Genomic DNA, 26,922 nt, shown 5'->3' with positions numbered 1-26,922 from the left:
CGGGCACCGGGCGGCAGAAGTGAACCTGTGCCGCGTTTTCATCCTGCGCCCGGTGGCGACCACGCTCATGGCGCTGGCCATCCTGCTTTCAGGCATGTTTGCCTACAGGCTGCTGCCGGTGGGCGACCTGCCCAACATCGCGGTGCCGGTCATCTATGTCATGGCAACGCAGCCCGGCGCCTCGCCGCAGCAGATGGCCACATCCGTCACCACCCCGCTCGAGCGCAGGCTGGGGCAGGTGGCGGGGGTGAGTTCGATTGAATCGGATTCAAGCCAGGACAGCGCCTTCATCCTGCTCATATTCGATGAATCGACCAATATCGATGCCGCCGCCAATGACGTGGAGGCCGCCCTGCGCGCCGCCCGCGCCGACATGCCCGCCACCCTGCAGTCCCAGCCGCAATACTGGAAGGCCAACCCCTCCGACAACCCGATCCTGATCCTGGCCCTCACATCGGACACGCAGCCGGTATCGGAGCTGTACGACATTGCCAAGACCCGCCTGCAACCCCTGCTTGCGCAGGTGCAGGGCGTGGGGTGGGTCGAGATCGCGGGCAGTTCCGCGCCCGCCGTGCGGGTGGACATCAACCCCTGGCCCCTGTTCAAATACGGGCTGGGGTTCGAGGATATCCGCTCGGCGCTGGCCTCGGCCAATGCCAACACGCCCAAGGGCATCATCGAAAACGACACGACGCGCGCCATGCTGGCCACCAATGACCAGGCCCGCACCGCCGCCCAGTACCGCGAGCTCGTGATCGGCTACCGCGACACCCGCCCCGTGCGGCTGAGCGATGTCGCCACCGTGCGCAACGGCGTGGAGAACGAACGCCAGATCGGCTACCTCAACGGGCACCAGGCGGTCATGGCCATCATCCGCCCGCGCGCGGGTGCGAATGTCATCCGCGTGACCGATGACATCAAGGCCCGCATTCCCGCCCTGCGCACGGCGCTGCCGCGCGGGGTGACACTGAGCCCGGTGATGGACCGCTCGATCACCATCCGCGCCTCCCTTGCCGATACCAAATGGACGCTGCTGGCCTCGGTCGTACTGGTGGTGGGCGTGGTGCTGGCCTTCCTGCGCACGCCGCGCTCGACGCTGATCCCGGCCATTACCGTGCCCATCTCGCTGGCGGGCACGCTGGCGCTGATGGCGGTGTTCGGCTTCTCGCTCGATATTCTCTCGCTCATGGCGCTGACCATCGCCACGGGCTTTGTCGTAGATGACGCCATCGTGGTGCTGGAAAACATCGCCCGCCACATGGAGGCCGGGCTGAACCGGCGCGAGGCGGCGCTGAAGGGCTCGCGCGAGATCGGGTTCACGGTGCTCTCCATCACCATCTCGCTCGTGGCCGTGTTCCTGCCGCTGCTTTTGCTGGCGGGCACGCCGGGCAAGGTGTTCTTCGAGTTTTCGATGACGCTGGCCATCACGGTCACGGTGTCGCTGCTGCTGGCGCTGAGCCTCACCCCCATGATGTGCAGCCTGTTCCTTGAAGTGGGCGAGATCGCCCCCCTGCCCCCCACCGCCCCGTGGTGGCGCCGGTGGCCGCGCCAGGCAGGCGACTGGCTGGAGGCGGGATACCAGCACCTGCTGCGTGCCTACGAACGCACGCTTGACGTGGCACTGCGCCACCATGTGCTCACCGCCCTGACCCTGCCCGCAAGCCTTGCGGTGATGATCGGCGTGATCGTGCTCATGCCCAAGGGCATCTTGCCCAAGGAGGACGTGGCCATGGTCATGAGCTTCTTCCGCGCCGACCAAACCACCTCGTTCCCCGCCATGAAGGAAAAGATACGCGCCATCAGCAACGCGCTCTCGACCGACCCGGACACGGAGGAGGTCGTGGCCTTTTCAGGCGATACCAACATCGAGGGGCAGGCCTTCGCGCAGTTGCACGACCGCACGCGCCGCCGCGACAGCATCGATGACATGATCGCGCGCGTGCATGAGCGCCTCGCCGCGATACCGGGGCTGGACATATCGCTGTTCTCGGCCGGTGACATCAGCGGCGGCGGCGGGCGGCAGAAGGAGGGCGCCTACCGCTACCAGCTCACCAGCGACAATGCCGATGACCTGTACAAATGGGCCCCGATCCTGACGGCTGCGCTGCGCACGAACCCGGTGATGCGCGATGTCACGACCGATGTCATGAACAATGGCGCCGCCATCCATGCCGACATCATACGCGACCTCGCCGCGCGTTACCTGATCACGCCGCAACTGGTCAGCAACACGCTGTATGATGCCTTTGGCCAGCGCACGGCGTCCAACATCTCCACCCCGCTCACCACCTATCATGTGGTGATGGAGGTGGCGGATGCGTACCGCACCAGCCCCGAGATCCTCAATTCCATGCGCATTTCCACCTCCGGCGGGAGTGCGGGCGGTGGCACGGTGTCGAACACGGTGCGCGCGCGCACGACCACCACCACGCAGGCCAGCCGCAGCACGCAGCTCAGCCAGCAATCCTTTCGCAACCAGATCGCCAACCGGCTGGCAGGCGGGGCCGGGGCCTCGAACGGGTCGGCTGTCTCGTCAAGCACCGAGACCATGATCCCGCTCTCCGATGTGGCGCGCCTTGAGCCGCGTGTCACGCCCATCACCGTCTCGCACCAGGACGGGTTTGTCTCGGCGGCCATTTCCTTTGACCTCGCACCCGGCATGGCGCTGAGCGATGCCTCCGCCGCCATTGCGGACACCATGATCCGGCTGCATGTGCCGCCCTCCATCCATGGCGGCTTCAGCGGGCAGGCGGCGCAGTTCAAATCCGCCATCATCAACGAGGTGCTGATCTTCATCGCGGCCCTTGTCACGATCTACGTGACCCTGGGCATATTGTATGAAAGCTACATCCACCCGCTGACCATCATGTCCACCCTGCCCTCGGCGGGGGTGGGGGCGGTGCTTGCCCTGTGGGCGCTGGGGCAGGAGTTCTCGCTCATCACCATGATCGGGATGATCCTGCTCGTCGGCATCGTGAAGAAAAACGCCATCCTGATCGTGGATTTCGCGCTGCATGCCGAGCGTGACCGGGGCATGGACCCCGCTCCCGCCATACGCGAGGCGTGCATCCAGCGCTTCCGCCCCATTCTCATGACCTCGCTTGCGGCAGCCCTTGGCGCCGTGCCGCTGATTACCAATAGCGGCTACGGCATGGAAATGCGCCGCCCGCTGGGCATTACGGTGGTGGGCGGGCTGATGATGAGCCAGTTGCTGACACTCTACACCACGCCGGTCATCTATCTGTACATGGAGTGCATCCGTGTCGGCACGCGACGGCTGGGCCAGCGCCTGCGCGCGCGGATGCGGCGATAAGCATTTATTTAAACATTAAAAGCTTCACCAGAAACTCTTTCCTGATTGCAGGTCATTCCTGGGATGGCATTTCAGGCCGCCAAAAAAATTTTCCCAAAGCGAAAAAAGGGGCTTGCGGGGTGCAAGCACCTCGGCTAGAAACCGCCTCACAGCGCACCCGTAGCTCAACTGGATAGAGCACCAGACTACGAATCTGGGGGTTAGAGGTTCGAGTCCTTTCGGGTGCGCCACTTTCCTTAAAAAATCTGGTCAGGCTGAACGTGGCATCTCAGGCAGATGCCTGTTGCGTTTTCGCGGTCGTGACCGGATGCGCCACCATCCATCCTCCCCTATGCAACTTCACCCGCCACGCGCGGTTCTACGGCGTGGCGCAGGGCGGGTCATGCCTGCGTTCTGGCATGAAGGATGAAGGCAATGGGCTACCGTTCACTCATGATGGGCGCACTCGCCGGCTTTGGCCTGATGGGGGGCCTGCCCCTGGCCATGGCGCAGACCCCCGCAGCACCCAACCCGCAGGCGATCCTGGCGGCGGCACCCGGCGCGCGGCTGGCGGGGTACCTCAATTTCTGCATCGGCAACGGGCTTGCCCGGCATGATGAGGCAACGCCGCTGCTGGTCGCGCTGATTGAAAAGACCCATGCCGTGCCGCCCGATGAAAAAGGCAACATGGATTACGCCTACGGCACGGCAGGCGTGCTGCACCCCGGCACGCCCGAGCGGGCACGACTGACGGATCTCGACATACCCCAGCGCCGCGACCTGTGCGCGCAGGCCGTGCAAAAAGCCGGTATGGGCGCGTAATGACCTGCGGGCCGTAAAATCATGCGCCCCGCCCGCCACCTGATGAAAAAGAGAGCGTGCCCAGCCCCCGCCGGGCTGCTACACTACGGGCTGATTTTTCCGTCGTCTGATTCAGGAACCGAGAATGAGCGGGCCCAGCCTCCCCGAACATAGCACCACGCCTGCGCAGCCTGCCTCGGGTGGCGTCCTTTCATGGATTGACCGCAGGCTTCCCGTCATCAGCGGGTTTCGCAAGGAATATATCGATTTCCTCATGCCCGCGAACCTCAACGCGCTGTGGAATTTCGGGGCGATCCTGACCGCGGTGCTGGTGCTCATGCTGGCCACCGGCATCTTCCTGGCCATGAACTACACGCCCACGGCCAGCGGGGCGTTCGCCTCGGTCGAGATGATCGAGCGCCAGCTGCCCGGCGGGTGGATGCTGCGCGCGCTGCATGTAACAGGCGCCAGCCTGTTCATGGCGGCCCTTTATATCCATCTCTTCCGGGGGCTGTATTACGGCTCGTACAAGCAGCCGCGCGAGATCCTGTGGCTCAGCGGGCTGGGCCTGCTGCTCATGGTCATGGTCACGGCGTTTGCGGGCTACGTGCTGCCGTGGGGGCAGATGTCGTACTGGGGCGCCGACGTGGCGGGCAAGGCCGTAGGCGCCGTGCCGGGCATCGGCCCCATGCTTGAACACATCATGGAAGGCAGCGACACGCTGGGCGATATCTTCATCCACCGCTTCTTCGTGCTGCACTTCCTCATGGCGTTCGCGATCGTGGCGGTGGTGGGGCTGCATGTGGCGGCACTGCATGTGAGCGGGCCGAACAACCCCAGCGGCAGGCCGGTGCCCGCAAAGGAGAGCGTGCCCTTTCACCCCTATTACACCACCAAGGACCTGACCGGGCTCGTGCTGTTCGCGCTGGTGTTCGCAGCCCTTGCCTTCCTGTGGCCCGACCTGTTGAGCGAGCCGGAAAACTACCGCCCCGCCAACCCCATGCACACGCCTGCCGATATCGAGCCGGAATGGTATTTCCTGCCGTTTTACGGGCTGCTGCAATCCGTGCCTTCCAAATTCGGCGGGCTGGTGGCGGCTGCGGGTTCCATCCTCATCCTGTTCGTGGTGCCGTGGCTTGACCGCTCGCCCATCCGCTCGGCACGCGAGCGCCCGGCCTGCCGCCTTGGCATGGCGGGGCTGGTCATCGCCTTCGTGATGATGGGGCTGGTCGGCCGCCACCATGCCGAAGGGGGCTGGATGATCGCGGGACGGATCGCAGCGCTTTACTACTTCAGCTACTTCCTCGTGCTGCTGCCGCTCTGTGCGCGGCGTGAAATGAACCGGGCTGCCACATAAGTCCTGCCCGCGCGGTCCTGCATCCGTGACTTGACGCAGCTTGCGCCTGCCCACACTGTGCCGCCTGACCGGGGTGCCCCTCCATTGATGGGCTGAGATCATACCCGTTGAACCTGATCTGGGTCATGCCAGCGAAGGGAGACAGCACGGCCCCGCCACGGGGGCCATGATACCGCTCCCTGCCTGCCGCGCATGCCCCATGTCCATGCTGGCCAGGGGGCCTTTGATACCATGCACATCTTCAGGCACGCGCTGGGCATGATGGCCATTGTGGCCTGCACGCTCATGGCCCGGCCCGCCATGGCAGCAGGGCAGCCGGTCACGGTCGTGCTGGACTGGTTCCTCAATGCCGACCATGCCAGCCTGCTGGCCGCGCAGTACAGCGGGGCGTTTGCCCGCCACGGGCTGGATGTCAAACTCATCGCCCCCGCCGATCCCGGCTCACCGCCGCGCCTGGTGGCCGCCGGGCAGGCCGATCTTGCCGTGTCCTATCAGGCGCAGCTTGGCATGCTGGCCGACCAGAACATTCCGCTGGTGCGCGTGGGCACGCTGATCGATACGCCGCTGAACGTGCTCATCACCGGCGCGGATATTCACGACCTTGCGGCACTCAAGGGCAGGACCATCGGCATTTCCATGCCCGGCGTGGATGATGCCTCTCTTGACGCCATGCTGCATTCGGTGGGGCTGGGCCTGGGCGATGTCAGGCAGGTGAATGTCAATTTCCAGCTTGAGCAGGCCCTGATCAGCCATGCGGTGGATGGCGTGATCGGCGCGGTGCGCACCTATGAACTGCTCGACCTGCAGCAGAAGGGCATCAAGGTTTCCGCCTTCTACCCCGAGGAACATGGCGTGCCGATCGCCGATGAACTGATTTTCCTCGCCGCCCGCTCTCATGGGCATGATGCGTGGGTGAAAGCCTTCATGGAGGCGCTGGCCGAGGGCACGAACACGCTGATCAACCACCCCGACGCCATTCTGGCCCAGGCCATTCATGACCACCCGGAACTCGATACGCCACTCAACCGCGCGGCCTGGCAGGCCACGCTGCCGCGCCTGTGCAAGCAGCCCGCCCTGCTCAACCGGCCGCGCTATGAGGCCTTTGCCGCCTTCCTGCACGCGCACGGGCTGATGACGCATGACATTGCGCTGGAACAGTACGCGCTGGATCCCTTCAGCAGTCCCGCATCACCCTGAATGGTAAAGCTTCAAGGAACACCGCCTTTTTGAAAAAAGGCGGCATCCAAAAACTTTTATTTTCAATCGACCTGGTTCTCGAGCATTTCCTGCTTGTGCGGCAGGAAGGTGGTCACGCGCAGGCCATGCCACGCGACGATGCTGTCACCCAGGAACATGGCCAGCGCAATGACCGTGCACACCAGCGCATTGCCAAACATGAGCACCAGCCACCAGGCAATGGCGGAATCACGCACGCTGCCCAGAAAGAGCGCGAAGGCCGACCCGCAGGCCGAAGCCCCGCCCACGCCGCCAAACAGGATGGCGGCATCAAGCAGCAGGGTGCGATAATGCAGGTGGGTCAGGCGGCGCAGCAGCACGGCGCTGCTTTCACTGCCCTTCTTGTCATCGGCATTTTCCAGCTTGTCGCGCACGGTCTCGATATGGTCGCTGACGCGCGCAAGCCGCGTGTTGAACATGTTGAGCAGCGTGCCGATGCCTGACAGCATGAATACCGGCGTCAACGCCGTCTGGATCAGGTGGGCAACGCCATCAACAGATTCATCAGGCACAAGGCCGGGAAAAGGGGACACGGGCAGGCATATCCTTGGCTGCGGGCAACCGTGCGTTTTTTGGGGTTATCCGCCGCCCCGTCAAGGGGCAGACTTGCGCCCTGAAGGTGGTTGAAAAGCGCGTTCCCCAAACATCAAGCACTCATAAGGACGTTTGTGGGGAACGCTTTTTGGAAAAAACGGAGGCACCCATGTCCCATAACTACGCAACGCCGCTTACACCCGAGAAAAGGCAGGCCCGCGTGCTGGCGCGCATTCCCGCCCCCTGGGGCATCACTATCGAACGCCTGCCCGAAGCGCCTGATGCCGCATGCTGGCGCGCGCGCCTCGACGTGCCCGGACACCCCCCGCAGGACTGGACCGCGCCCGCGCCCACCATGGTCGATGCGCTGGAGCAGGCCTGGCGGCAGGCCCGCACCCTGCTGGCCTGAACCGGCGGGCACGGAAGATACGGTCAAGAATTAAGTTAATAAAATACAAACACAGCTTTGTGAGGATATGCTGTGTATTTCTATGGCGGCAACCGACCTGCCCATGCCGTTTTATTGAACAGAAACCATGAACGGGACCGAACACGATTGTTTGATGGATCTTTGCACTCCTTGCGAAACCGGACTGTTCCAGTCCACCTGGCACCCTGACGTACTGCTCAGTCGCACACCACAAGACCGAAAACGCACATGTGTTCCGTTATGACCATTTTTTGAACATTGCATAAAAAAAAAGGAAGATTAACCAACGAATCCATAACAGAACCGGCCCTGAGCACCCTGTTCCTCCCACCATTGGGGGAGGAGTCCCTGCACGCTCCCGCGCCCTGCGGCCCCTGCGCTACCCCCTTTCATGGCTGGCGGGGGCCATTGACCCGCCGGGTTTTATACAACAGGAATGCGCATAGGGAGTTTAATACTATGTCGGCAGGAAAATTGGCGCGTATTGGCGCGGTGGTTGTTATGGCAAGCGGGGGGGCGTCGCTTGCCTATGTCGATGAGGCATGGGCTGACGATTATAGTGAACTTCTCGATATCCTGAAGGCCAAGGGCAGCCTGACGCAGGGTGAATATCGCGGCCTGCTCGCCCATCACCTGCAACATGTGCATGAGGCTGCGGCCAGCGCGGCCCGCACGCAGCAATACGTGCCTGCCGCCCGCCACATGGGCACGACAGCCGGCCATGCCCCCATGCGCACCGCCATGGGGCAGGCGGTCCAGCCCCCCGGCCAGATCGAGATTGGCGGCAACGGCATGGACCCCGACTATGTGCTGGCCCAGGCGCAGCAGGCAGCGGCCAACGCGCAGGCCAGCGCGGCCTCGGCTGAGTCCACCTGGCTTGCCGCCCAGCATTCCATGGGGCTTGGCGGCGGCAACTCGCTGGTGCGGATGGAGAAATACGTACCCGGCAAGGGCCTGACCTTCAAGGCCGGGCCGATCGACATCAACCTCTCGGGCTTCATCAACGGGTTCTATACCTATAACAGCCCCGCTGGCGGCATGCCGGTGGCGGGCGGCGTCTCGTCAGGATCGAGCGGGTTCGATTCCTCGGCGCTGCGTAACGGCCTGCTGCCCGCGGGCCTGATCCTCAAGCTTTCAACCACGCAGAACGGCATCGACCTTGCGGCCGTGATGGGCATGTATCCCGGTATCGACAATGCCAAGAACGGCGCCTTCAACGCCAATACCGGCGGCAGCCCGGTGGGCCTTGGCACCGCCGGCATCGATTTTCGTCAGGTTTACGTGACGGCGGGCAACAAGAAATGGGGCACGTTCAAGATCGGTCGTGACCTTGGCATCTTTGGTGGCGACGCCATCCTTGATGACGCGACGCTGCTCAGCGTGGGCTCGACCGGCAGCAACTCGGCGCCGGGCAATACCTCGCTTGGCCGTATTGGCGTCGGTTACGTGTATGCCGACTGGATTCCGCAGATTTCCTACCAGTCGCCCACCATCAAGGGCTTCCAGGGCACGATCGGCATCCTGCAGCCGCTTGATGAGTTCGATTTCTCGGGCACGGATGGCAGCGGCAACGACTACTCGGCCTCCTCCACGCAGCACAGTTCGCCCATGATCCAGGGCAAGGTGACGTACGACTTCAAGGTCGGTGGCCTTACGGCGCGCATCTGGGCCAGTTTCCTGACACAGCACCAGCAGGATCTGACCCGCAACGAGATGACAATGGGGGCGGCTTCCTCCGTCCTGATCGATGGGGCTGCCCATACGCTGTCTACCGAGGCCAGCACGGCAGTGCCGGTTGTTCCCGGCCAGAAGCGTGGCGTTACGGCGGAAGCGGGCGAAATCGGCACCAAGCTGACCTACGGCCCGGCGCAGTTCGTGGGCTACTACTATCGCGGCAGCGGCCTTGGCACGACCGGCCTGTTCTTCGATGGCGTGGCCAGCAATGGCCGCAAGCGCGCATCGGAAGGCTACTATGTCCAGATGATGTATAACTTCACCAAGAAGTTCAAACTCGTGGGCAGCTATGGTGTCAGTAACCTGTATCTGGCACCGGGCGAGAAAGACCCCGACCTCGTGCGCCGCAATGAATCCGAAGTGGGTGCCGCCTACTACAAGATGACCGACTGGCTGAACCTTGTGGCCGAATACGCCCATACCAGTTCCGCAGCCCACGGCCCCTACAAGGAAAGCGACAACAGTGCCTCGGGCGGTATGATCCTGCTGTTCTGAGCCCCTCCCCCAAAAAACAAAAAAGGCGCTGCCGGGCAGAACCCGCGCAGCGCCTTTTGTTTAAGAAGTTCTTGGTAAAGCCTTTTTCAAAAAGCTTTACCAAGAACGCCACCTTCTTGAAGAAAGGGGGCACCCGAAAACTTTTATCCTTTACGGCGCCACGGGCGGCATCACCACATACAGCCCGATTTCCAGATGCTTGCCGGTTGAATAGTTCAGCCCCGTCTGCTGACCGAGTTCATGCAGGTCCAGGCCATCTTGCAGCGCGCGGGTGCTGAACGCCGCAAGCTCGCGCGCGCCCACCAGCACCATGCCGCATTTCTGGTTCTGCTGCAGGAAATCAGCCGCCGCCGTGGGCGTGATCAACCGGGTGTTTTCGCCAAGCAGAAAGACAAGGCTGGGTTCGGAATCCGATGTCGAGGCCACAATGCTCCCGCTTCCGCAGCGGCGATGGTCATCCACCATGGCGGCCAGCCGCGGGCTGAGCCATATGGTCTGCAGGCGCGGGATGACGGTTGTAAACAGCCCGACATGGATGATGACCGCTGCAGCAACCGCCGCCATGACCGCCCGCAACACCTCGCGGTGCAAAATGAGATAGGCCGACAGCCCCAGCACCGGCAGCGCCCCCACCGGGATCAGCATGGCAGCGGGCGACACCGTGCCTTCCATGCGCCACAGCAGCACAGGCCCTGCAAAGGCCAACACGGAACCGACCGTAAACCAGATCAGCGCATAGGCCGCGAGCAGGCCGCGTGCCCACAAGGCGCGGGGCCATGCCCACTCCGTGGGAAAAGAGACCACGGCCGCAGCCGTGAGGATGGCAATGGCCGGATAGGTCGGCAGCACATAATGCGGCAGTTTGGTCGCGATGGCCTCGAACACCAGCCAGTGCGGCACGATCCAGCACAGCAGGTAGCGCACATGCGGCTGAAAACGCTGCGCCCACACAAAGGGCAGGCTCATGGCGGCAAAAAGCGAGCCGGGCCAGAAGGCAAGCGCAAACACGGCCAGATGATAGCCCGGCGGCAGGCCATGCGTTTCCTGCCCGCTCGCCACCTTGCCCAGAAAATTGCGCCCCACCGCGCGCGAGAAGAAATCACCATGGCTGATGACCCCGATGGCAATGCACCACGGCAGCACGATGGCCAGCATGAGCAGCCAGCCCCAGGCCGGGCGCAGGCGGCGCCACCAGTAAATGCGCCGCTCCACCAGCGCCAGCGCCAGCGGCGTGCCAAAGCCAGGAATCAGCACCACCGGCCCCTTGAGCATGAGGCCACAGCCCAGCGCGATCCAGTATAACAGGGCTGCAGCCAGCGGCGTGGCTAGATCGCGCTCGCGGTCAAGATAGGCACGCAGCAGCCCGCATTGCGCCAGCAGCACGAACAACAGCAGGGTGGTGTCAATCGTGGCCATGCGGCCTTCGGCGGTCATCAGCACCGACACCGCCAGCAGGGCTGCCGCCAGCAGGCCACATTGCGGGCCGAACAGGGCCGCGCCAATCCATGCCGTGAGCACGGCAGCGGCCGTTACGGCCAGCAGCGACGGAATCCGGTAGGGCCACGTGGCGTGGCGGTCCTGCATGCCGGTCAGGCTTACGGCAGCCGCCTCCAGCCAGTAAATGCCAGCGGGCTGAAGGTAGCGAGGCTGATCAAGAAACCGCACATCGACATAATTGCCGCTGTGCAGCATCTGGGCCGTGGCTTCCATGTAGCGGGGTTCATCCCGGTCCAGCGGCGGCAGCGAGGCCCGCCCGGGCAGGAACAGGACAAACACGGACAGCGCCACAAAAACATAGTGGCGCAGTGTCAGGCGCGTCATGGCACGGTCCCTTCAGCGTTCGGTAACGCGTTTCGGTATCCTGGCGCGGTTATTGAGCCACATGACACCCAGTATATCGCGGATGCCAACAATCGCCCGGTTGAGATTGGTGTATTTGGAGGAACCATGCAGCCGGTTACGGTGATGAACCGGCATGCACACCAGCGGCACGCCGCGCTGCCCCATCAGGGCAGGCAGGAAACGGTGCAGTCCCTCGAATTGTGGCAGCGGCAGGAAATCTTCCCGCCGGAACGCCTTGAGCGAGGCCCCCGTATCGGGGCAGCCATCATCAAGCAGGCGGCGGCGCAGGCCATTGGCAAAACGCGAGGCCAGCCTGCGCGACAGGGTATCGCGCCGCTTGGTGCGCACACCCACCACCAGGGGCGCGCGCCCGCTGGCCTCCTGGCACAGCGCCATCATGTTGATGAAGTCGATGGGGTTATCCTGCCCATCGCCATCAAGCAGAATGACCCATTCCCCCCGCGCGGCTTCAACACCCGTACGCAGCCCGGCGGATTTGCCGTAGGCGGCCTCATGGCCGAGAATGCGCAGATGCGGCAGGATGCCATCACGCCTGACCGCTTCAAGCTCCGCCCCCGTACCATCCGTGCTGCCATCATCCACAAAGATGATTTCAGCAGGGGGCAGGCGGTCGAGCACGGCCGCGATTTCCTCGCAGAGCGGGCGGATGTTGCCGCTCTCGTTCAGTACGGCGGCGATAATGGACAAAACGGGGCGTGAAGACGCCCCGTTATTGCTGTCCTGCATGGCGGGCGGCTGCAAAGGCAATCAGGCAGCGCGCTGGGAAAGGGCTGACGGCAGGTCGCCGATCGCCTTGTCGATGATCTTGGCATCAGCATCTGCGGGCAGGCTTGCAGCCAGCGTCTCGCGGGCAGCCTGGATGGCGATGTCAACAGCCGTCTCACGCACTTCGCGCAGGGCGGAACGCTCGGCCGATGTAATCCGGTCCTTGGCCATCTGCTCACGCCGCGCGGCAATATCCTCGGCGTCCTTGCGGGCTTTTTCCGCAATGTTCGCAGCTTCGCGCAGGGAGTGCTCGACCAGTTCCTTGGCTTCGGCGAGTGCCGCCTCGCGGTCGCGCGTTGCGTCCTCCAGCATCTGCTCGGCCTCGCGGCGCAGGCGGGCTGCCTCATCAAGCTCGGCACGGATGCGCTCTGCCCGCCCGTCGAGCGCGCTCACCAGGGGTTTCCACAGTGAACGCCCGAACAGGACGAAAAACAGGACAAAGGCAACAGCCGACCAGAAACGGGGATCATGAAACATGATTATGACCTGTCTGTCTTGGGCAGCGGGTCAGAGACCACGTGCTGCCGCAGCAGAACCGACCTTTGCCGTCACGAAATCGGCCGGGGCGGCAATGCCAGATAACTGATTGATCAGCGTTTCCGCCGTGTTTGTGGAAATCTCGCGAACGGATGCCAGTGCCTGTGTCCGGGCCTGCGCGATGCGGGTCTCGGCATCACTGATCTCGGCGGCAAGGCGTGCGTTCATTTCCTCGGTCTGCCGGGCGGCGGCCAGGCGGGCCTCCTCGACAACCTTGTCCACATTGGCCTGTGCGTCGGCCAGCGCCTTGCGGCGTGCGGCATGCAGGTCGGCCACGGCTTCATCAGCGCGGGTCTTGGCCTTGTGCGCGATGCCAAGGTCGGTCTCGATGGTCTGACGACGCAGCGAGAGAACCTTCTCCACCTTGGGCAGGGCCGAACGGCTCAGCAGCAGGTAGAGAACCAGAAAAATGCCAGCGCCCCATATCACCTGACCGATGACATAAGGATTGCCAAAATCAAGCTGGGGCATGCCCTCGGCGCGCGCGCCAGGGGCTGCCATGGCCATCAGCGGCAGAGCCAGCGCGGACGAAGCCAGGAAAGACTTCGCCCTTCGGATGTTGTTATACATCACGGCGCGCGCCATGTTCGCCTCCAGCGTATCAGACGAACAGGATCAGGAACGCGATCAGCAGCGCATACAGGGCCACGGCTTCCGTCAGGGCGAAGCCCAGCATGCCAAGGCCGAACACGTGCGGGCGTGCGGACGGGTTGCGCGCGATGCTGCTGACCAGCGTAGAGAAGATGTTACCCAGGCCAATGCCAACGCCAGCGAGGGCGATAACGGCGATACCGGCACCAATTTCACGGGCTGCTGCGATATCCATGTCTTGTTTTCCTTGTTTCAGACGTTCTGGATTGAAATAGATGGAAGCGGGTGCGGCCTGTTAGTGGGCCACCGCCTCCCTCAGATAGATGCAGGTCAGGATTGCAAACACATAGGCCTGCAAGGCACCAACCAGCAATTCGAGTGCCATCAGCGCGATATTGATGACCACGGGACCAACGGCGATGATATCACCGAAGAAGCCCAGGCCGGCCAGCATGATCGTGAAGGCGGCAAACATATCGAACATCACGTGACCCGCCACCATGTTGGCGAACAGACGGATCGACAGGCTCACGGGACGCGAAAGAAAAGAAAGGATCTCGATCGGGATCAGCAGCGGGGCCAGCGCCTTGGGCGCGCCCGCGGGCATGAAGTGGGCAAAGAACTTCGCCCCCTGCACCTTGAGCGATACGATGATCGAGAGACAGAACACCATCAGCGCCAGCGCCAGGGTCACGGCGATATGGCTGGTGAAGGCGAAGGAGAAAGGCAGCAGGCCAAGGTAGTTACCGGCCAGGATGAAGAAGAACAGCGTGAACACGAACGGGAAGAAGGCCTTGCCCTCCACGCCGATGGTGTCGACCGCCATGTTGTAGATGAAGTCGTAGCACATCTCGGCTGCGGCCTGAAGGCGACCCGGCACCACTGCAGCAGGGCGCATGCCCATGTACAGGAACGCCAGAACCAGCAAGGCGGCCACAATCATCATCATGGGGGACTGGCTGAACCGCAGGGATTCGCCCAATGCACCCAGAACTGGATGGAGCTCGAACTGACCGAGCGCGTCGATAGATGATCCGGCCGCCAACTTCGTTCTTCCCTATAACCGTCCGGGGCCGCCATCCGGCCCGTCTGCCTTAGTGCTTATGGCATCGGGCCTGACAAGACGCCAGACATTAAGTACACCTGCCACACCGCCAAGAAGCGAGAAGACGATGAGGAACCAGGGCTTTGTGCCCAGCCAGTGGTCAAGACCCCAGCCAATGCCAACCCCGACCACAAGAGCCGACACCAGTTCCGTTCCCGACCTGATGACCAGGCCCAGATCGGACATTGTCCCCCCCGTGTCGCGTTCAGCGGCCTTGCGGGGCTTCATGCGCTCGCGGGCCGCTTCCAGTCGCCGGTTGAAGGACTCGCCGGAAGGATCGTTATCCTTATCCACTTCTCGCACCTCCTTGAGGGTGCAGGCGGTAGCTAACGGGGCTGCAATAACCTGTCAAGCAAAGGGGGGCAAACAAAGCGGTTCCCCCGCATCTTTTTTACCGGTCGTGCGTTTGGCGCACCTTTATTGCGCCGTGGCACTGCCCGGAATCACGTCATAACCCGCGCTGCCGGGAAAGGCGCCCGGCGGCGGCGCATCGGCGGGCTCGATGTGAATGGCCTGGTTCACGTCCGGCCCGATTTCACGCGCGTTGATGGCGGTGCCACGCTCGCCGCTCACGCCAATGCCGATGGCATGCAGGTTCGCACCCGGCCTGAGCCAGGCGGCAAGACGGGCGGCGTTGGCCTCACCCACATACACCACGCTGTGGTCGCGCATGATCGCACCCTGCACCTTGCCCTGCATGTCATAGAGCGGGGCGAGCACGGTGCCATCAACCGGCACGTCGGGGCCGATGGAGGGCGAATCATAGGGTGCAGGGGCCGTTGCGGGGCGCACATCGGCAATCCGCTGCCCGCGCGGGCCGGTTACGGCATAGGCCCGCACGATGGGGTGGCCAATGCCCTTGAGCCCGCTGATCGAGACCTGCTCACCGGGGCGGGCGATGGCGGGCATGTTCTCGCCCAGGTCCTGCGGGCAGAAAACCTGCGTGCCATCGGCCAGCAGCAGCCCTGCCACCTGCCCTGCCGGGCTGAGGATGTACTGCACGAGCTGCCCGCTGGTTACGGGCAGCGGGGCGAGGTCGAACACGGGGGCTATCTGCGTTGCGGCAGGGGGGGCGGCAGCAGGCTGCGCGCCCGTCTTGCCAGCCGCATGGGCACTACCCGCCGCCAGGCTGCCAGCAACAAGCACGCCCGCGAGCAGGCGGCAGGAGGAACGTCGATGAATGTCCATGCGGGTACCCGTCTTTCGTCTGTCTTGACCGGCACGCTGCCGGGCGTGCCATCTCATTCCATCCCCGCCCCGCAGACAAGGGGGCTTGACGACGGATCAGTGCCGGAAATGGCGCATACCTGTGAAGACCATGGCGATGCCTGCCCTGTCGGCGGCGGCGATCACCTCGTCATCACGGATCGAGCCGCCGGGCTGGATCACGGCGGTGGCCCCTGCTGCAATCGCGGCCTCAAGCCCGTCGGCAAACGGGAAGAACGCATCGGATGCCACGACGCTGCCCTGGGTCAGCGGGTGGTCGATCCCAGCTTCCTTCGCCGCATCGGCGCTCTTGGTGGCGGCGATGCGTGCGGAATCAACCCGGCTCATCTGCCCCGCGCCAATGCCCACCGTGCTCTGGTCCTTCACGTACACGATGGCGTTCGACTTGACGTGCTTGGCCACGCGGAAGGCGAAGATGAGGTCCGCCATCTCGGCGGGAGTGGGCGCGCGTTTGGTCACCACCTTCAGCGCATCAGGCGTGATGCGGCCGCTGTCACGCGTCTGGGCCAGGAAGCCGCCAGCTACCGAGCGCACCACCACGCCCCCGGCTGCGGGGTCCGGCAGGGCGCCGGTCAGCAGCAGGCGCAGGTTCTTCTTGCGCGACAGGATCTCGCGCGCTTCGGCCGTGGCGTCGGGGGCCACAATCACCTCGGTAAAGATGCCAGCGATGCGCGCCGCCGCTTCGGCTTCCAGCGTGCGGTTGAGTGCGACGATGCCGCCAAAGGCCGAGACCGGGTCGCAGCGCAGGGCGCGGTCCCAGGCTTCGGCCTGGGTGGGGGCGACAGCCACACCACACGGGTTGGCATGCTTGACGATGACAACGGCGGGCGCGTCAAATTCCGCCACCGCCTCAAACGCCGCATCGGTGTCGTTGATGTTGTTGTAGGACAGCGCCTTGCCCTGAATCTGCGTGGCCGTGGCCACACCGGGGCGGGTCGAGCCATCGGTGTAGAAGGCCGCCTTCTGGTGCGGGTTCTCGCCATAGCGCAGGCTTTCACGCTTTTCGCCCGCGATGACCATGCGCGGGGGCAGCACCTCGCCTTCCTGGCCTGCAAACCATGCGGCGATGGCGGCATCGTAAGCGGCGGTGCGGGCATAGGCTGCCCCTGCCAGCTTCGTGCGCTGGGCCAAATCCGTGCCGCCATTTTCCAGCGCGGTGATGATCTCGCCATACTGGGCGGGGTCGGTCACGATGGCCACGTGGGCATGGTTCTTGGCGGCCGCGCGGATCAGGGCGGGACCGCCGATATCGATGTTCTCGATGCAGTCCTCCGGCCCCGCGCCAGAGGCCACGGTGGCCTCGAACGGGTAGAGGTTGACGGCCACGAGATCGATCGGGGCGATCTTGTGCTCTTCCATCTGCTGCACATGGGCAGGCAGGTCGCGCCGGCCAAGGATGCCCCCATGTACCTGCGGCACCAGCGTCTTGACGCGGCCATCAAGAATTTCCGGGAAGCCGGTATGCTCGGACACGTCGCGCACGGCAATGCCGGCCTCGCGCAGGACGCGGGCGGAGCCGCCGGTGGAAAGGATCTCGGCCCCGTGGGCGACAAGCGCGCGGGCCAGATCAAGCAGCCCCTTCTTGTCAGACACGGAAATCAGGGCACGCCGGACCGGCACGGTGGTGGGGGGGGTCATCTGCAAGTGACCTTTCACGCAAGCTGGAAATGAGCCAATGCGGGTTGGATTAGTCCAACCGCGCCGGAATGGGCAATAAGTGAAATGTTATGGCTGGCTTTCCCCGGCGCGGTTTGAAAAGCCCGCTTTTGAAACACCAGAAAGTTTTTGGTGACGCTTTTTTCAAAAAGCTTCGTAACGAACATCGCCTTTTTGAAAGTAAGGCGACACCTGGAAACTTTTATCACTTTCCTTCAGACGGGCGCAAAATCAGTCCTCAAGATGCGCCGCCAGCCCGGCCAGCATGGCAGGCTGGCGCGGCAGTTCGTGGCCGTCAATTGCCACCACTTCCCGCGCGGAGAGGCTGTTCAGGGCAAAAACCGCCCCGGCGCCGCGCAGCATGGCAGGGCTGAGGCGACCTTCGCGCAGCAGGCCTGCCGCCAGCAGCACGCCACGGGCAATGCCGGGCAAGGCGCCATCATGCACCGGGGGCGTCAGCGCTTCCCCCTCAATGATGGCGACAAGGGTGCTGGCGCTCGTCTCGGCCACATGCCCCGCCCGGTTGAGCAGCAGCGCATCATCCGCCCCCCGGCCTGCCGCCTCCATCCGTGCCAGGATGGAGGGCAGATAGTTCAGGCTCTTGATGCGCGAAAGCACGCTCTCCTCATCGCGCCGGTGGCTGGCTGTCACCAGCCGCACGGGGGTTGCGGATGGCAGGCTGGCGGTTGCAGTCAGCAGCACGGTGGGGCGCACCTCGGGCGGCGGCAGCAGCCCGCGCGGGCCGGGGCCACGGGTAAGCGTGAGCCGCAGCGCGCCATTCTGCACCCCGCAGGCGGCCAGCAGGTCGGCCGCCGCCTGCGCAATCAGGCCCCTGTCGGGTGGCGGCAGCATGAGCACGCCAGCCCCATGCGCCAAGCGGTCCATATGAAGCGGGAAATGCCGGACCACGCCACCCGCCACGCGCATGGTCTCGAACAGGCCATCACCCAGCAGCAGCCCCCGGTCCGCGGGGTCGATGCGGGCCTCGGCCTGATCGATGATGCGGCCATTGAGCCAGACGGGCAGGCCAGCAGGGGTCATGGCGTGTTTCCTTCACTTGGCTGCGGCCCGAACAGGGCCAGCAGGGCCGCGATTTTCAGCTGCATCTCACGGTATTCGCGCGCCGGGTCGGACTCCACGGTAATTCCGCCCCCTGCCGCCGCCGTAACGTGGTCGCGCGTGAACACCAGCGTGCGAATGATGACGGCGCTGTCCATCGCGCCATCGCAGCCGATCCGCACCACCGCGCCGCAATACGCCCCACGGGGCGAGGCCTCGAGCGCATCGATCACCTGCATGGCGCGGTGCTTGGGCGCGCCGGTTACCGAGCCGGGCGGCACGGTGGCGGCCAGCAGGTCACAGGCATCGCGCCCCGGCTCCAGCCGCCCGGTTATTTCGGATACCAGATGGTGCACATGCGCAAACTGCTCGACCGTAAAAAGTTCCGGCACCGCAATGCTGCCAAGCTGCGCCACGCGCCCGATATCGTTGCGCATGAGGTCAACGATCATCAGGTTCTCGGCCTGCTCCTTGGGGTCACGCCGCAGGGCATGGGCCAGGCGGGCGTCATCCTGCGCGGTGGCGCCACGCGGGGCCGTGCCCTTTATGGGCCGGGTGCTGACCCTGCCCGCGCCATCAAGGCTTAAAAAACGCTCGGGCGAGGCGCCGAGCAGCGCAAACCCGCCCTCACCCACCACAAACGCCCCGAACGGCGCGGGCGATGTGGCGCGCAGCGTGCGATAGGCATCAACCGCCGAAAGCCCGGGCGGGCGGCTAGCCTGCATGCGCCCGGTAATGTTGACCTGAAACACTTCCCCCGCCGCGATCCGGGCCACGGCCTGCGCCACGGCGGCGCGATACGCCTCCTCCTCCTGGTCGGGCCGGAAACACAGCACGGGCAGGGGGGTGGGTTTGGCAGCCGGACCAATCGCCGCCCACTGCGCAGCCAGATGCGCCGCGCGCGCGGCATCAAGCCCCGTGCCCGCCAGCCAGGCGCGGCCCGTCTCGCGATCAAGCACGAAGGCATGGTCATACAGGCCGAAAGCGGCCTCGGGCCCATCATCCCCTGCCTCATGGCGCGTGCCGATGCCTTCCATGCGCTGGCCCGCGCCATAGCCGATAAAGCCGACAGCCCCCCCGGCAAAAGGCACCTCGGGCGGGCAGCCGCCACCCGGCACGCACTGCCGCAGCAGGTGGGGCAGGTCATGCGCCACCTGCGTGCCATCCAGCCAGCACGCGCCATCGCGCTGCTCGATCCAGTGGGTGGGATCGCGGCAGATGATGGTCCAGCGCGCACGGGGGCCGACGGGGCCGCCACTGTCAAGGCAGGCAAAACCCGGGCGCTCGCCCCATGCGGCCAGCACGTCATCCACATGCCGCCAGGCCACGGGCAGGCAGGGGGTGGGGCTAGCCATCTCCGGGGTGTCGCAGGGTGGCGGCATAGGCCATCAGCATGGCGCTGACTTCCGGCCCGTCGGCCGCTTCAAGCGCGCGGCAGGCCATGCGGCGGCAGTCATCCATCGCTGCCGCCCGCACCGCGCGCTTGACGCGTGGCACGGCGGAAGCATGCATGGAAAACGACCGCACCCCGAGCCCCACCAGCAGCGGCACGGCCAGCGGGTCGGATGCCATCTCGCCACACAGCGAGACCGGCCTGCGCTGGCGCAGCCCCGCATCGGCGGCAAGGCGCACAAGCCGCAGCACGGCGGGGTGCAGCGGGTCATACAGCCCTGCCGCATCCGTTGCTGCCCGGTCCGCCGCCAGGGTGTACATGGTCAGGTCATTGGTGCCGATGGCGAGGAACTCGGCCTCCTGCGCCAGCACATCGGCCATGAGGGCGGCGGCTGGCGTTTCGATCATGATGCCAAGCGGCGGCAGCGGGTCGGGTATGTCCACCCCCCTGCGCCGCAGCCTGCGCCCCACGCGGATATAGGTTTCACGTGCCTCATGCAGTTCCGCCAGGCTCGACACCATGGGCAGCAGCACCCGCACTGGACCCGCGGTGGCCGCGCGCAAAATGGCGGCGAACTGCGTTTCAAGCAAGGCGCGGTGGCGCAAAAGCAGCCTGATACCGCGCAGGCCCAAAGCCGGATTGACATCGCTGCCCGCGCCAATGCCCGCCTGCGTCAGGGCATCGCTGTTCTTCTCGCTGCCCCAGTCCACCACGCGGATCGTGACCGGATCGCCCGCCATGGCCTCGACAAGGGGGCGGTAAAGCGCTTCCTGCCGGGCTTCATCGGGCAGGGTCTCGGCATTCATGAACAGGAACTCGCTGCGCAGCAGCCCGATGCCGGCGGCACCTGACTGTGCGATCATGGGCAGTTCGGCCGGAATTTCCAGATTGGCCTGCAATGTCAGCACCTCCCCGCTCGACAGGCGGGCAGGCAGGCGGCGCAGGCGGCCAAGCGCCTGGCGTTCACGCGCATAGGCCGCCACCTCCACCCGGGCTGCCGCCGCCGTGCGGGTGGAAGGTCGGATGATGACATGCCCGGTCGTGCCATCCACCACCAGCCGCGTGCGCCGCCCTATCTGCGCCAGCAGGCCGTGGGTGGCCAGCACGGCGGGGATGCCAAGGGCACGCAGCAGGATGGCGGTATGCCCGGTGCTGCCGCCTTCCTCCGTTACCACGGCGGCAATGCGCGAGGGGTCGATCAGGGCGGCATCGGCAGGGCGCAACTGCTCGGCCACAAGGATCGCGCCATCGGGAATGGTGGAAAACGACCGGTAGGGCGTGCCGCTGAGGTTGCGCACCAGCCTACGCCCGATCTCACGGAACTCGCCCGCCCGCCGCCTTGCCGCCACCGCATCCTCGCCCTCGGGCGCGGGGCGGCCGGGCGGGTTGAGCATGAAGGCGGCCAGGGCCTCGGTCTCGAGCTGCACCGCGGCCTCGGCCAGCATGCCATGGCCAAGCCGCGCCTCGATGCCGCGCCGCAGGCGCGAGGGGCCGAGCATGCGGCGATAGACTTCAAGCAGGGAGCCGATTTCCACCTGCCCATCCTCAGGCAGCAGGGCCAGGCGATCATGCAGCCGGCGCAGCTGGGCGGTGGAGCGGGTGATGGCCTCATGCAGGCGGGCGCGCTCATGGGCGGGATCACAGTCGCGCCGCGTGGTGTCGATGGGCGGCAGAGCGGGATCATGCGCGATGGCGGCATAACCAATGGCCACGCCTGATGAAACGGGCTGACCTTCAAGCCGCACCTCACCGGGGCGGGGGCGACGGGAGGTGCTGCGTTCAGTCGTCTTCATCAAAACCGGCCCCGACCAGCCGCACGAGGGCCGCGAGTGCCGGTTCCGCCTGCGGGCCGTGGGCCGTGATGTCGATTGTCTCGCCTTTTCCGGCCCCCAGCATCATGAGCCCCATGATGGAGTGGCCTGAAACCGTCATGCCCGCATGGGTCACGTCGATGGTGGCATCGAATTTTTCCGCCATCGTGACGAATTTGGCCGCCGCCCGCGCATGCAGCCCGCGCTGGTTGACAATGCCCACATCCGCCCGCCGGGGTGGCTCCTGCGCCACGGGTTCAGCCCCCATGGCCCGCAACGCTGTCCGTCGCCTCGCCCACGCAGGTCCCCACGCCCGACAGGCAGGCAGGCGGCAGGTGCGAGGCAACCGAAATATAGCGCCTGCCCGCCTCTTCCGCGCCACGCAGGCAGTCCTGCAGGCTCACCTGGCCGCGCATTTGCGCCAGCTTGACCAGCATGGGCATGTTGACGCCGGCCAGCACCTCCACGCGGTTGTTCTCCAGCACGGAAATCGCGACATTGGACGGCGTGCTGCCGAACATGTCGGTCAGCAGGATCACGCCCTGCCCGCTATCGACCGAGTCGATGGCCTGGCGCAGCGCCGCGTGGCAGGTGCCGGGCAGCGAGGCCGCCGTGACATTGAACACCGTGGCCTGCGCCTGCGGGCCCACCACATGTTCGAGTTCCGCCTTCAGGGTCTCGCCCAGAACGCCATGCATCACGAATACAAGACCGATCATTGCGGGTCCGTGTGCTCCGTTGGTTCAGCCAGCCCGCGCGGGCGGTTGGCCCAGCGCCAGCTGCTGCGACCCTGGCGGGCCAGTTCACGGTGCATGATCACGACGGGCCATGCATCCTGGGGGTGGGCACTGTCGGCACGCTGCGCCAGCCGCCGCGCAAGTGCCTCGACAAGGGTAACCGAGCGGTGCCGACCGCCCGAGCAGCCAATGGCGATGGTGGCGTATTTCTTGCCCTCGCGCACGAAGCGCGGCAGCACGAGCTCGAGCAGGCTGGCCATGCGGTCGAGGAATTCGGCGTAATCGGGGTCATTGGCCACGTAATCCGCCACGGCCGCATCAAGCCCGGTCATGGCCGACAGGGCGGGATCGTAATACGGATTGGTGAGGAAGCGGGCATCGAACACCATATCCGCCTCGCGCGGGAGGCCGGCGGGAAAGGCAAACGACATCAGTGCAACGGTCAGCCCGTCGAGGCCGCCTGCCGACCATTCGCCAAACCGGGCCTCGACAAGCTGCCGCAGCTCGGGCGGGGGCAGGTCGGAGGTGTCGATCACCACATCGGCAGCCTCGCGCAGGGGGGAGGTGAGGCGGATCTCGGCCTCGATCCCTTCCTTGACCGTGCCGTGCACGGCCTGCGGGTGGCGCCTGCGGGTGGCGGTATAGCGGCGGAGCAGCACGCTTTCCTCCGCCGTGGCATAGATCAGTTCGGCATTGAGGGCGGGGTTGACGCGCAGGCGGGCCAGGGCCGCCAGCACGGCGGAGGCATCGAAGCCGCGCGTGCGCGAATCCACGCCAATGGCCACCGGGCGCTCGGCACGGGCCACGATTTCATCGAGCATGCCCAGCGGCGGATTGTCGATCACCTCATGCCCCAGATCCTCCAGAATGCGCAGAATCGAGGATTTGCCTGCCCCGGACAGGCCGGTCACAAGCAGGATGCGACGGGGGAGAGGTGTGTCTTCATGCATGGTGTCAGTCACGCAAAACCCTGACTTCTCTCAGCCATTTGCCGGATGACAGATCGCTGTATCATGGCGGGATCGAAACCTTTTCCTGAACCCATTCTCCCCCGAAAGGGCAATCATGGAAAGTGGCAGCCGCATCACATCTGTCTTTCATCCAGCAATTGGCTGCGTCCGGCAACACAGTCAAGGATCAGCCCCACGCGCGCCACGGCCGAGGGCCGGGCCGGGTCGAGGCGGAACGCGGGCACGCCGGTCAGCGCATCGGGTTCGGGGGCCGGTGGCAGGCGGGGGGCATGATCGGGCGGCGTCACCAGCCTTGCAAGGGCTGCCACCCGCACCCGCTCCTGCCACGCCATGCGGATGATGCCGATGCCGCGTACCTCAAGCAACCCCGCAAGGGCAGCGGGCGGGCTGGCCCACCCGGCGCGCAGGCAGACCTGGTCATCGGCCACGAGGGCATAGCCCGCATCGATCAGGCGCAGCAGCAGGTCCGACTTGCCCGCCCCCGATGGCCCCATGAGCAGAATGCCCTGCGCACCGCGCGCGGCACAGGAGGCATGGATGTGGAGCGGCGCATTCATGACCGTGCTTTACCGGACAGGGCGTTGTTTCGGGAAAGGAAAAATTTTTATGGACAAAACATGGCGACTTCATGATTCTTTTACAGATGGAAGAAAACATGTCGTTGCGCCCGCAGCCTGAACTTCACCTCCGGCACCTGACCGGGATCAACGCACAGACCGGTGACTTCTCCCCTGAACTGTTCGGCCAGATCCGACAGGCGCTCATGACAGGCATGGACCAGCTGGCCAGCCAGGGCCTGGGGGCGGAGAACGTCACGCGCATCATCTTCATGCTGCACGACACGGCAGGATTTGCCGCCTGTTTCCCGCTCCTCAATGACCTGTTTGGCCGCACCTGCCCGGCCACCACGCTGCGGCTGGTCAAGGCGTTTGAACAGCCGGGCCAGCTTGCCGAGATCGAACTGGTGGCCGCAACCGCGCCGGGCGACACGGAAGGCTGAAAGGCACCGGCCCGAAGGGCGTGCCGTCATTTTCATGAAAGAGGGGGATCGTGGTGGAGCTGAGGGGAATCGAACCCCTGACCTCCTCATTGCGAACGAGGCGCTCTCCCATCTGAGCTACAGCCCCACAATCCTCGCGCGATAGATAACCTGCAACCGGCGCAAGTCAAGACTCTTTTTTCTGATTGTCCCCCCTTTTTAGCCGTAACCGGCAGTTGAGGGTGGTTGTATACGTTAACAGCTAACATTAGATTCTGCGCCACGCTCTCTGTTAAAGCTCCTGTGAAAGTTGGCACGTTGATCCACGTTGTTTTCAAGCTGTTTGAACTGTTGGCTGAACTGATACAGCTTTACACCTATGTGGTGCTGGTCTCCTGCCTGTTCAGCTTCCTGCTGGCATTCGGCATTCTCGACCAGCGCAACCCGATCGTATGGAAAATCGGCAATTTCCTGTATCGCATGACCGAACCGGTGCTGCGCCCCATCCGCAGCGTGCTGCCTAATTTTGGCAACATGGATTTCAGCCCGCTCGTGTTAATCTTGCTGATCCAGTATTTAGGCATGCCTATTCTGGGTCTTATCGAGAACATGATTATAACAACATTAAGGTAAAGTGGTCTATTCCCGGCCTATCCCACGGGGATATAACAGCCTTACGGGCCTGATTTTCCCCGTACTGCATTTTTAGGAGTTGTTCTTCACATGAAAAAATCAAACCGTTTCCTGGCACTTCTTGCCGCCCTGCCCGTAGCAGCTGCTCTTTACACCGCGCCTGCGCATGCAGAAGGCTTTGGCGGGCTTGGTGGCCTGGGCGGCGACGCATCGAGCCTGCTGTCGGGCAGTGGCATGAGCGTGCCTTCCGTGTCCTCGCTGGCCCCTTCCAATGTCACGGGCCTGCTGGGCTACTGCGTGCAGAACAACTACCTGCAGGGCAACAGCCCCTCCACCCTGTTGTCCTCGCTCAAGCAGAAGGCCGGGCTTGATACCTCGGGCAGCCAGTATTCCAACGGCCAGAACGGCATTCTGGATACCGGCAACGGCAACACCTTCTCGCTGGCCTCGCTGAAGGGCAACCTCAAGCAGAAAGTGACCACCAAGGTCTGCAACGCCGTGCTCAAGCAGGGCAAGTCGCTGCTCTGATCCACGACTGACAGGGTCCGCCCGACCGGTTCAGAACGGGCGGACCACCACCATGATGACGATGACCATCATCAGCACGGTCGGCACTTCATTGGCCATGCGATAGAAGCGTTCGGGCCGCGTATTGCGGTCATGGGCGAAGTCACGCCGCCACCGCCCGCACGCCCCCTGAAAGCCCGCCATGGCGAGCACGCAGGCCAGCTTGACCACCCACCACCCGGAATGCCAGTCGATCAGCCCCGGTATGGCGGCCAGCAGCCCGCCAAACACGAACGTGCTGATCATGGCAGGCGCCATGATGAAGCGCAGCAGTTTGTATTCCATCACCTTGAAGCGCGCTGATTCCGGTGAGCCGGCCACCACCTGGCAGTGATAGACAAACAGGCGCGGCAGGTAGAACAGCCCCGCCATCCACGCAATGAATGACATGATGTGGAACGCCTTGAGCCACAGCATGAAGGGAATGAGGAAGCTACCCATTCACGCGGCCCGCCTGCTTCTGGCTGGCCAGGATGCGGCCGAGCAGCGGCACGAATTCATCCAGATGCGCGATCCGCAGCAGTCCCGGCCATGCGGGCGCAGGCAGGTCGGGCGCGCGCAGCAGCACGCAGCCCATGCCGGCAGCCTGGGCCGCACGGGCGCCGGTATCGGTATCTTCCAGAACGATGCAGCATTCCGGCGGCACGCCCTGCGCCTTTGCCGCCGCCAGATAGACCGCCGGGTCCGGCTTGGGCTGGCCCATGTCGCGCGCGGAATGGATGTTGGCCGGCGCAATCAGTGCATCGAGCCCGGTGCGGCCGAATTTGGCCTCCATTTCCTCTACCGATGAGTTGGAGCCAATACGGTAGGGCAGCCCCAGCTTTGTCACGCCACGCAGCATGGCGGGCGCGCCCTCGATGGTTTCCGCCTCATCGCGCATGAGGGTGACGAGGTTGCGCTGCATCCGGGCGGGCCAGTCAGCAGGCAGGCTGATGCCCTCCGCATCCTCGATCTCGTGCTTGAGCGCGGTCAGGGCGTGGCCTGCAAAGCGGTGCACGGCCTCTTCATCGCTGATCTCGGGGCCATAATCGCGCAGGGTGCGGGCGATCATGCGGCATGACGGGCCTTCGCTATCGATCAGCACGCCATCACAATCAAAAATGACCAGCCTGAGCGCGCCATCAGGACGCAGGGCGGAGGGCAGCATGG

General features: G+C 64.6%; 29 protein-coding genes, 2 tRNA genes and 1 riboswitch. Of the genes, 10 read left to right on the top strand and 21 right to left on the bottom strand.

Annotated features, from left to right (window positions below):
• The first annotated feature begins 19 nt into the window (after positions 1 to 19).
• From DV027_RS05255 to DV027_RS05235, 5 genes are all read left to right on the top strand, one after another.
• Positions 20 to 3,313 carry an efflux RND transporter permease subunit gene (locus DV027_RS05255; protein ID WP_130730856.1) on the top strand — a complete coding sequence of 1,098 codons (3,294 nt, stop codon included), beginning with the start codon at positions 20 to 22 and terminating at the stop codon, positions 3,311 to 3,313.
• A gap of 153 nt (positions 3,314 to 3,466) precedes the next feature.
• Positions 3,467 to 3,543: transfer RNA gene (locus DV027_RS05250), tRNA-Arg, on the top strand.
• Between the two features lie 184 nt (positions 3,544 to 3,727).
• Positions 3,728 to 4,114 (top strand): hypothetical protein, encoded by a 387-nt coding sequence (locus DV027_RS05245; protein WP_242621736.1) that lies wholly within the window; start codon positions 3,728 to 3,730, stop codon positions 4,112 to 4,114.
• Positions 4,115 to 4,238: 124 nt separating this feature from the next.
• Complete coding sequence (locus tag DV027_RS05240; protein WP_130730854.1) at positions 4,239 to 5,450, top strand: cytochrome b; 1,212 nt, start codon at positions 4,239 to 4,241, stop codon at positions 5,448 to 5,450.
• A 59-nt stretch (positions 5,451 to 5,509) separates the two neighbouring features.
• Positions 5,510 to 5,607, top strand: a riboswitch (TPP riboswitch).
• A 74-nt stretch (positions 5,608 to 5,681) separates the two neighbouring features.
• A complete protein-coding gene (locus tag DV027_RS05235) occupies positions 5,682 to 6,647 on the top strand; it encodes an ABC transporter substrate-binding protein (protein ID WP_207303419.1) in 966 nt (321 codons plus the stop codon).
• Between the two features lie 62 nt (positions 6,648 to 6,709).
• Here DV027_RS05235 and DV027_RS05230 read toward each other — a convergent pair whose 3' ends face one another.
• On the bottom strand, positions 6,710 to 7,219 hold the full coding sequence (locus tag DV027_RS05230; protein WP_165399110.1) for a DUF2721 domain-containing protein: 510 nt from the start codon (positions 7,217 to 7,219) through the stop codon (positions 6,710 to 6,712).
• Between the two features lie 170 nt (positions 7,220 to 7,389).
• Here DV027_RS05230 and DV027_RS05225 point away from each other — a divergent pair, with 170 nt between their 5' ends.
• Positions 7,390 to 7,629 (top strand): hypothetical protein, encoded by a 240-nt coding sequence (locus DV027_RS05225; protein WP_130730852.1) that lies wholly within the window; start codon positions 7,390 to 7,392, stop codon positions 7,627 to 7,629.
• A gap of 480 nt (positions 7,630 to 8,109) precedes the next feature.
• A complete protein-coding gene (locus DV027_RS05220; protein WP_207303418.1) occupies positions 8,110 to 9,879 on the top strand; it encodes a porin family protein in 1,770 nt (589 codons plus the stop codon).
• A gap of 150 nt (positions 9,880 to 10,029) precedes the next feature.
• Here DV027_RS05220 and DV027_RS05215 read toward each other — a convergent pair whose 3' ends face one another.
• The 17 genes from DV027_RS05215 to DV027_RS05140 all read right to left on the bottom strand — a co-directional run bounded on the left by DV027_RS05215 (position 10,030) and on the right by DV027_RS05140 (position 24,151).
• Complete coding sequence (locus tag DV027_RS05215; protein WP_130730851.1) at positions 10,030 to 11,700, bottom strand: ArnT family glycosyltransferase; 1,671 nt, start codon at positions 11,698 to 11,700, stop codon at positions 10,030 to 10,032.
• A gap of 12 nt (positions 11,701 to 11,712) precedes the next feature.
• Positions 11,713 to 12,468: a glycosyltransferase family 2 protein gene (locus DV027_RS05210; protein ID WP_130730895.1), complete on the bottom strand. Its 756-nt coding sequence runs from the start codon at positions 12,466 to 12,468 to the stop codon at positions 11,713 to 11,715.
• Positions 12,469 to 12,489: 21 nt separating this feature from the next.
• On the bottom strand, positions 12,490 to 12,984 hold the full coding sequence (locus DV027_RS05205) for a F0F1 ATP synthase subunit B family protein (protein WP_130730850.1): 495 nt from the start codon (positions 12,982 to 12,984) through the stop codon (positions 12,490 to 12,492).
• A gap of 30 nt (positions 12,985 to 13,014) precedes the next feature.
• Complete coding sequence (locus DV027_RS05200; protein ID WP_061275558.1) at positions 13,015 to 13,629, bottom strand: F0F1 ATP synthase subunit B family protein; 615 nt, start codon at positions 13,627 to 13,629, stop codon at positions 13,015 to 13,017.
• A 16-nt stretch (positions 13,630 to 13,645) separates the two neighbouring features.
• A complete protein-coding gene (locus tag DV027_RS05195; RefSeq protein ID WP_003616715.1) occupies positions 13,646 to 13,870 on the bottom strand; it encodes an ATP synthase subunit C family protein in 225 nt (74 codons plus the stop codon).
• Between the two features lie 60 nt (positions 13,871 to 13,930).
• Positions 13,931 to 14,680: a F0F1 ATP synthase subunit A gene (locus DV027_RS05190; RefSeq protein ID WP_130730849.1), complete on the bottom strand. Its 750-nt coding sequence runs from the start codon at positions 14,678 to 14,680 to the stop codon at positions 13,931 to 13,933.
• Between the two features lie 12 nt (positions 14,681 to 14,692).
• Complete coding sequence (locus DV027_RS05185; RefSeq protein ID WP_130730848.1) at positions 14,693 to 15,034, bottom strand: AtpZ/AtpI family protein; 342 nt, start codon at positions 15,032 to 15,034, stop codon at positions 14,693 to 14,695.
• Between the two features lie 123 nt (positions 15,035 to 15,157).
• Positions 15,158 to 15,928, bottom strand: coding sequence for a hypothetical protein (locus DV027_RS05180; protein WP_130730847.1), 771 nt, complete (start codon positions 15,926 to 15,928; stop codon positions 15,158 to 15,160).
• Positions 15,929 to 16,024: 96 nt separating this feature from the next.
• Positions 16,025 to 17,605: a bifunctional phosphoribosylaminoimidazolecarboxamide formyltransferase/IMP cyclohydrolase gene (gene purH / locus DV027_RS05175; protein WP_130730846.1), complete on the bottom strand. Its 1,581-nt coding sequence runs from the start codon at positions 17,603 to 17,605 to the stop codon at positions 16,025 to 16,027.
• Between the two features lie 14 nt (positions 17,606 to 17,619).
• Positions 17,620 to 17,790, bottom strand: a complete 171-nt coding sequence (locus DV027_RS17405) for a hypothetical protein (RefSeq protein ID WP_165399109.1) — start codon at positions 17,788 to 17,790, stop codon at positions 17,620 to 17,622.
• A 64-nt stretch (positions 17,791 to 17,854) separates the two neighbouring features.
• Positions 17,855 to 18,664, bottom strand: coding sequence for an aminotransferase class IV (locus DV027_RS05170; protein WP_130730845.1), 810 nt, complete (start codon positions 18,662 to 18,664; stop codon positions 17,855 to 17,857).
• Positions 18,661 to 20,037: an anthranilate synthase component I family protein gene (locus tag DV027_RS05165; RefSeq protein WP_130730844.1), complete on the bottom strand. Its 1,377-nt coding sequence runs from the start codon at positions 20,035 to 20,037 to the stop codon at positions 18,661 to 18,663. The genes DV027_RS05170 and DV027_RS05165 overlap by 4 nt, the downstream gene beginning before the upstream one ends.
• Positions 20,030 to 21,868, bottom strand: coding sequence for a phosphoenolpyruvate--protein phosphotransferase (gene ptsP / locus DV027_RS05160; protein WP_130730843.1), 1,839 nt, complete (start codon positions 21,866 to 21,868; stop codon positions 20,030 to 20,032). The genes DV027_RS05165 and ptsP overlap by 8 nt, the downstream gene beginning before the upstream one ends.
• Positions 21,855 to 22,154, bottom strand: coding sequence for an HPr family phosphocarrier protein (locus DV027_RS05155; RefSeq protein ID WP_130730842.1), 300 nt, complete (start codon positions 22,152 to 22,154; stop codon positions 21,855 to 21,857). Before DV027_RS05155 ends, ptsP begins: the two co-directional genes overlap by 14 nt.
• Complete coding sequence (locus DV027_RS05150; RefSeq protein WP_130730841.1) at positions 22,144 to 22,605, bottom strand: PTS sugar transporter subunit IIA; 462 nt, start codon at positions 22,603 to 22,605, stop codon at positions 22,144 to 22,146. The genes DV027_RS05155 and DV027_RS05150 overlap by 11 nt, the downstream gene beginning before the upstream one ends.
• The gene (rapZ, locus tag DV027_RS05145) at positions 22,602 to 23,573 is read right to left on the bottom strand and encodes an RNase adapter RapZ (RefSeq protein WP_130730894.1); all 972 of its coding nucleotides are present in this window, start codon (positions 23,571 to 23,573) and stop codon (positions 22,602 to 22,604) included. Before rapZ ends, DV027_RS05150 begins: the two co-directional genes overlap by 4 nt.
• A 134-nt stretch (positions 23,574 to 23,707) precedes the next feature.
• Positions 23,708 to 24,151 (bottom strand): HPr kinase/phosphorylase, encoded by a 444-nt coding sequence (locus DV027_RS05140; RefSeq protein WP_130730840.1) that lies wholly within the window; start codon positions 24,149 to 24,151, stop codon positions 23,708 to 23,710.
• 98 nt (positions 24,152 to 24,249) lie between these two features.
• Here DV027_RS05140 and DV027_RS05135 point away from each other — a divergent pair, with 98 nt between their 5' ends.
• Complete coding sequence (locus DV027_RS05135) at positions 24,250 to 24,594, top strand: RidA family protein (RefSeq protein WP_242621735.1); 345 nt, start codon at positions 24,250 to 24,252, stop codon at positions 24,592 to 24,594.
• A gap of 51 nt (positions 24,595 to 24,645) precedes the next feature.
• Here DV027_RS05135 and DV027_RS05130 read toward each other — a convergent pair.
• A tRNA-Ala gene (locus DV027_RS05130) sits at positions 24,646 to 24,721 on the bottom strand.
• Between the two features lie 155 nt (positions 24,722 to 24,876).
• Between DV027_RS05130 and DV027_RS05125 the strand changes: the two genes are divergently transcribed.
• Complete coding sequence (locus tag DV027_RS05125) at positions 24,877 to 25,206, top strand: YggT family protein (protein ID WP_061276723.1); 330 nt, start codon at positions 24,877 to 24,879, stop codon at positions 25,204 to 25,206.
• A gap of 90 nt (positions 25,207 to 25,296) precedes the next feature.
• A complete protein-coding gene (locus DV027_RS05120) occupies positions 25,297 to 25,734 on the top strand; it encodes a YjjA family protein (protein WP_130730838.1) in 438 nt (145 codons plus the stop codon).
• A 30-nt stretch (positions 25,735 to 25,764) separates the two neighbouring features.
• On the opposite strand, the gene hemJ is transcribed toward DV027_RS05120, so the two are convergent.
• Together hemJ and DV027_RS05110 are read right to left on the bottom strand one after the other, a co-directional pair.
• Positions 25,765 to 26,214 (bottom strand): protoporphyrinogen oxidase HemJ, encoded by a 450-nt coding sequence (gene hemJ / locus DV027_RS05115; RefSeq protein ID WP_130730837.1) that lies wholly within the window; start codon positions 26,212 to 26,214, stop codon positions 25,765 to 25,767.
• Positions 26,207 to 26,920 (bottom strand): HAD family hydrolase, encoded by a 714-nt coding sequence (locus tag DV027_RS05110; RefSeq protein ID WP_130730836.1) that lies wholly within the window; start codon positions 26,918 to 26,920, stop codon positions 26,207 to 26,209. Before DV027_RS05110 ends, hemJ begins: the two co-directional genes overlap by 8 nt.
• Positions 26,921 to 26,922: the final 2 nt, after the last annotated feature.

This window comes from Komagataeibacter xylinus (assembly GCF_004302915.1).
Classification (GTDB): Bacteria; Pseudomonadota; Alphaproteobacteria; order Acetobacterales; family Acetobacteraceae; genus Komagataeibacter; species Komagataeibacter xylinus_C.
The sequence above is the reverse complement of the archived record's forward strand: the minus strand, read 5'-3'. Positions and strand labels throughout refer to the sequence as shown.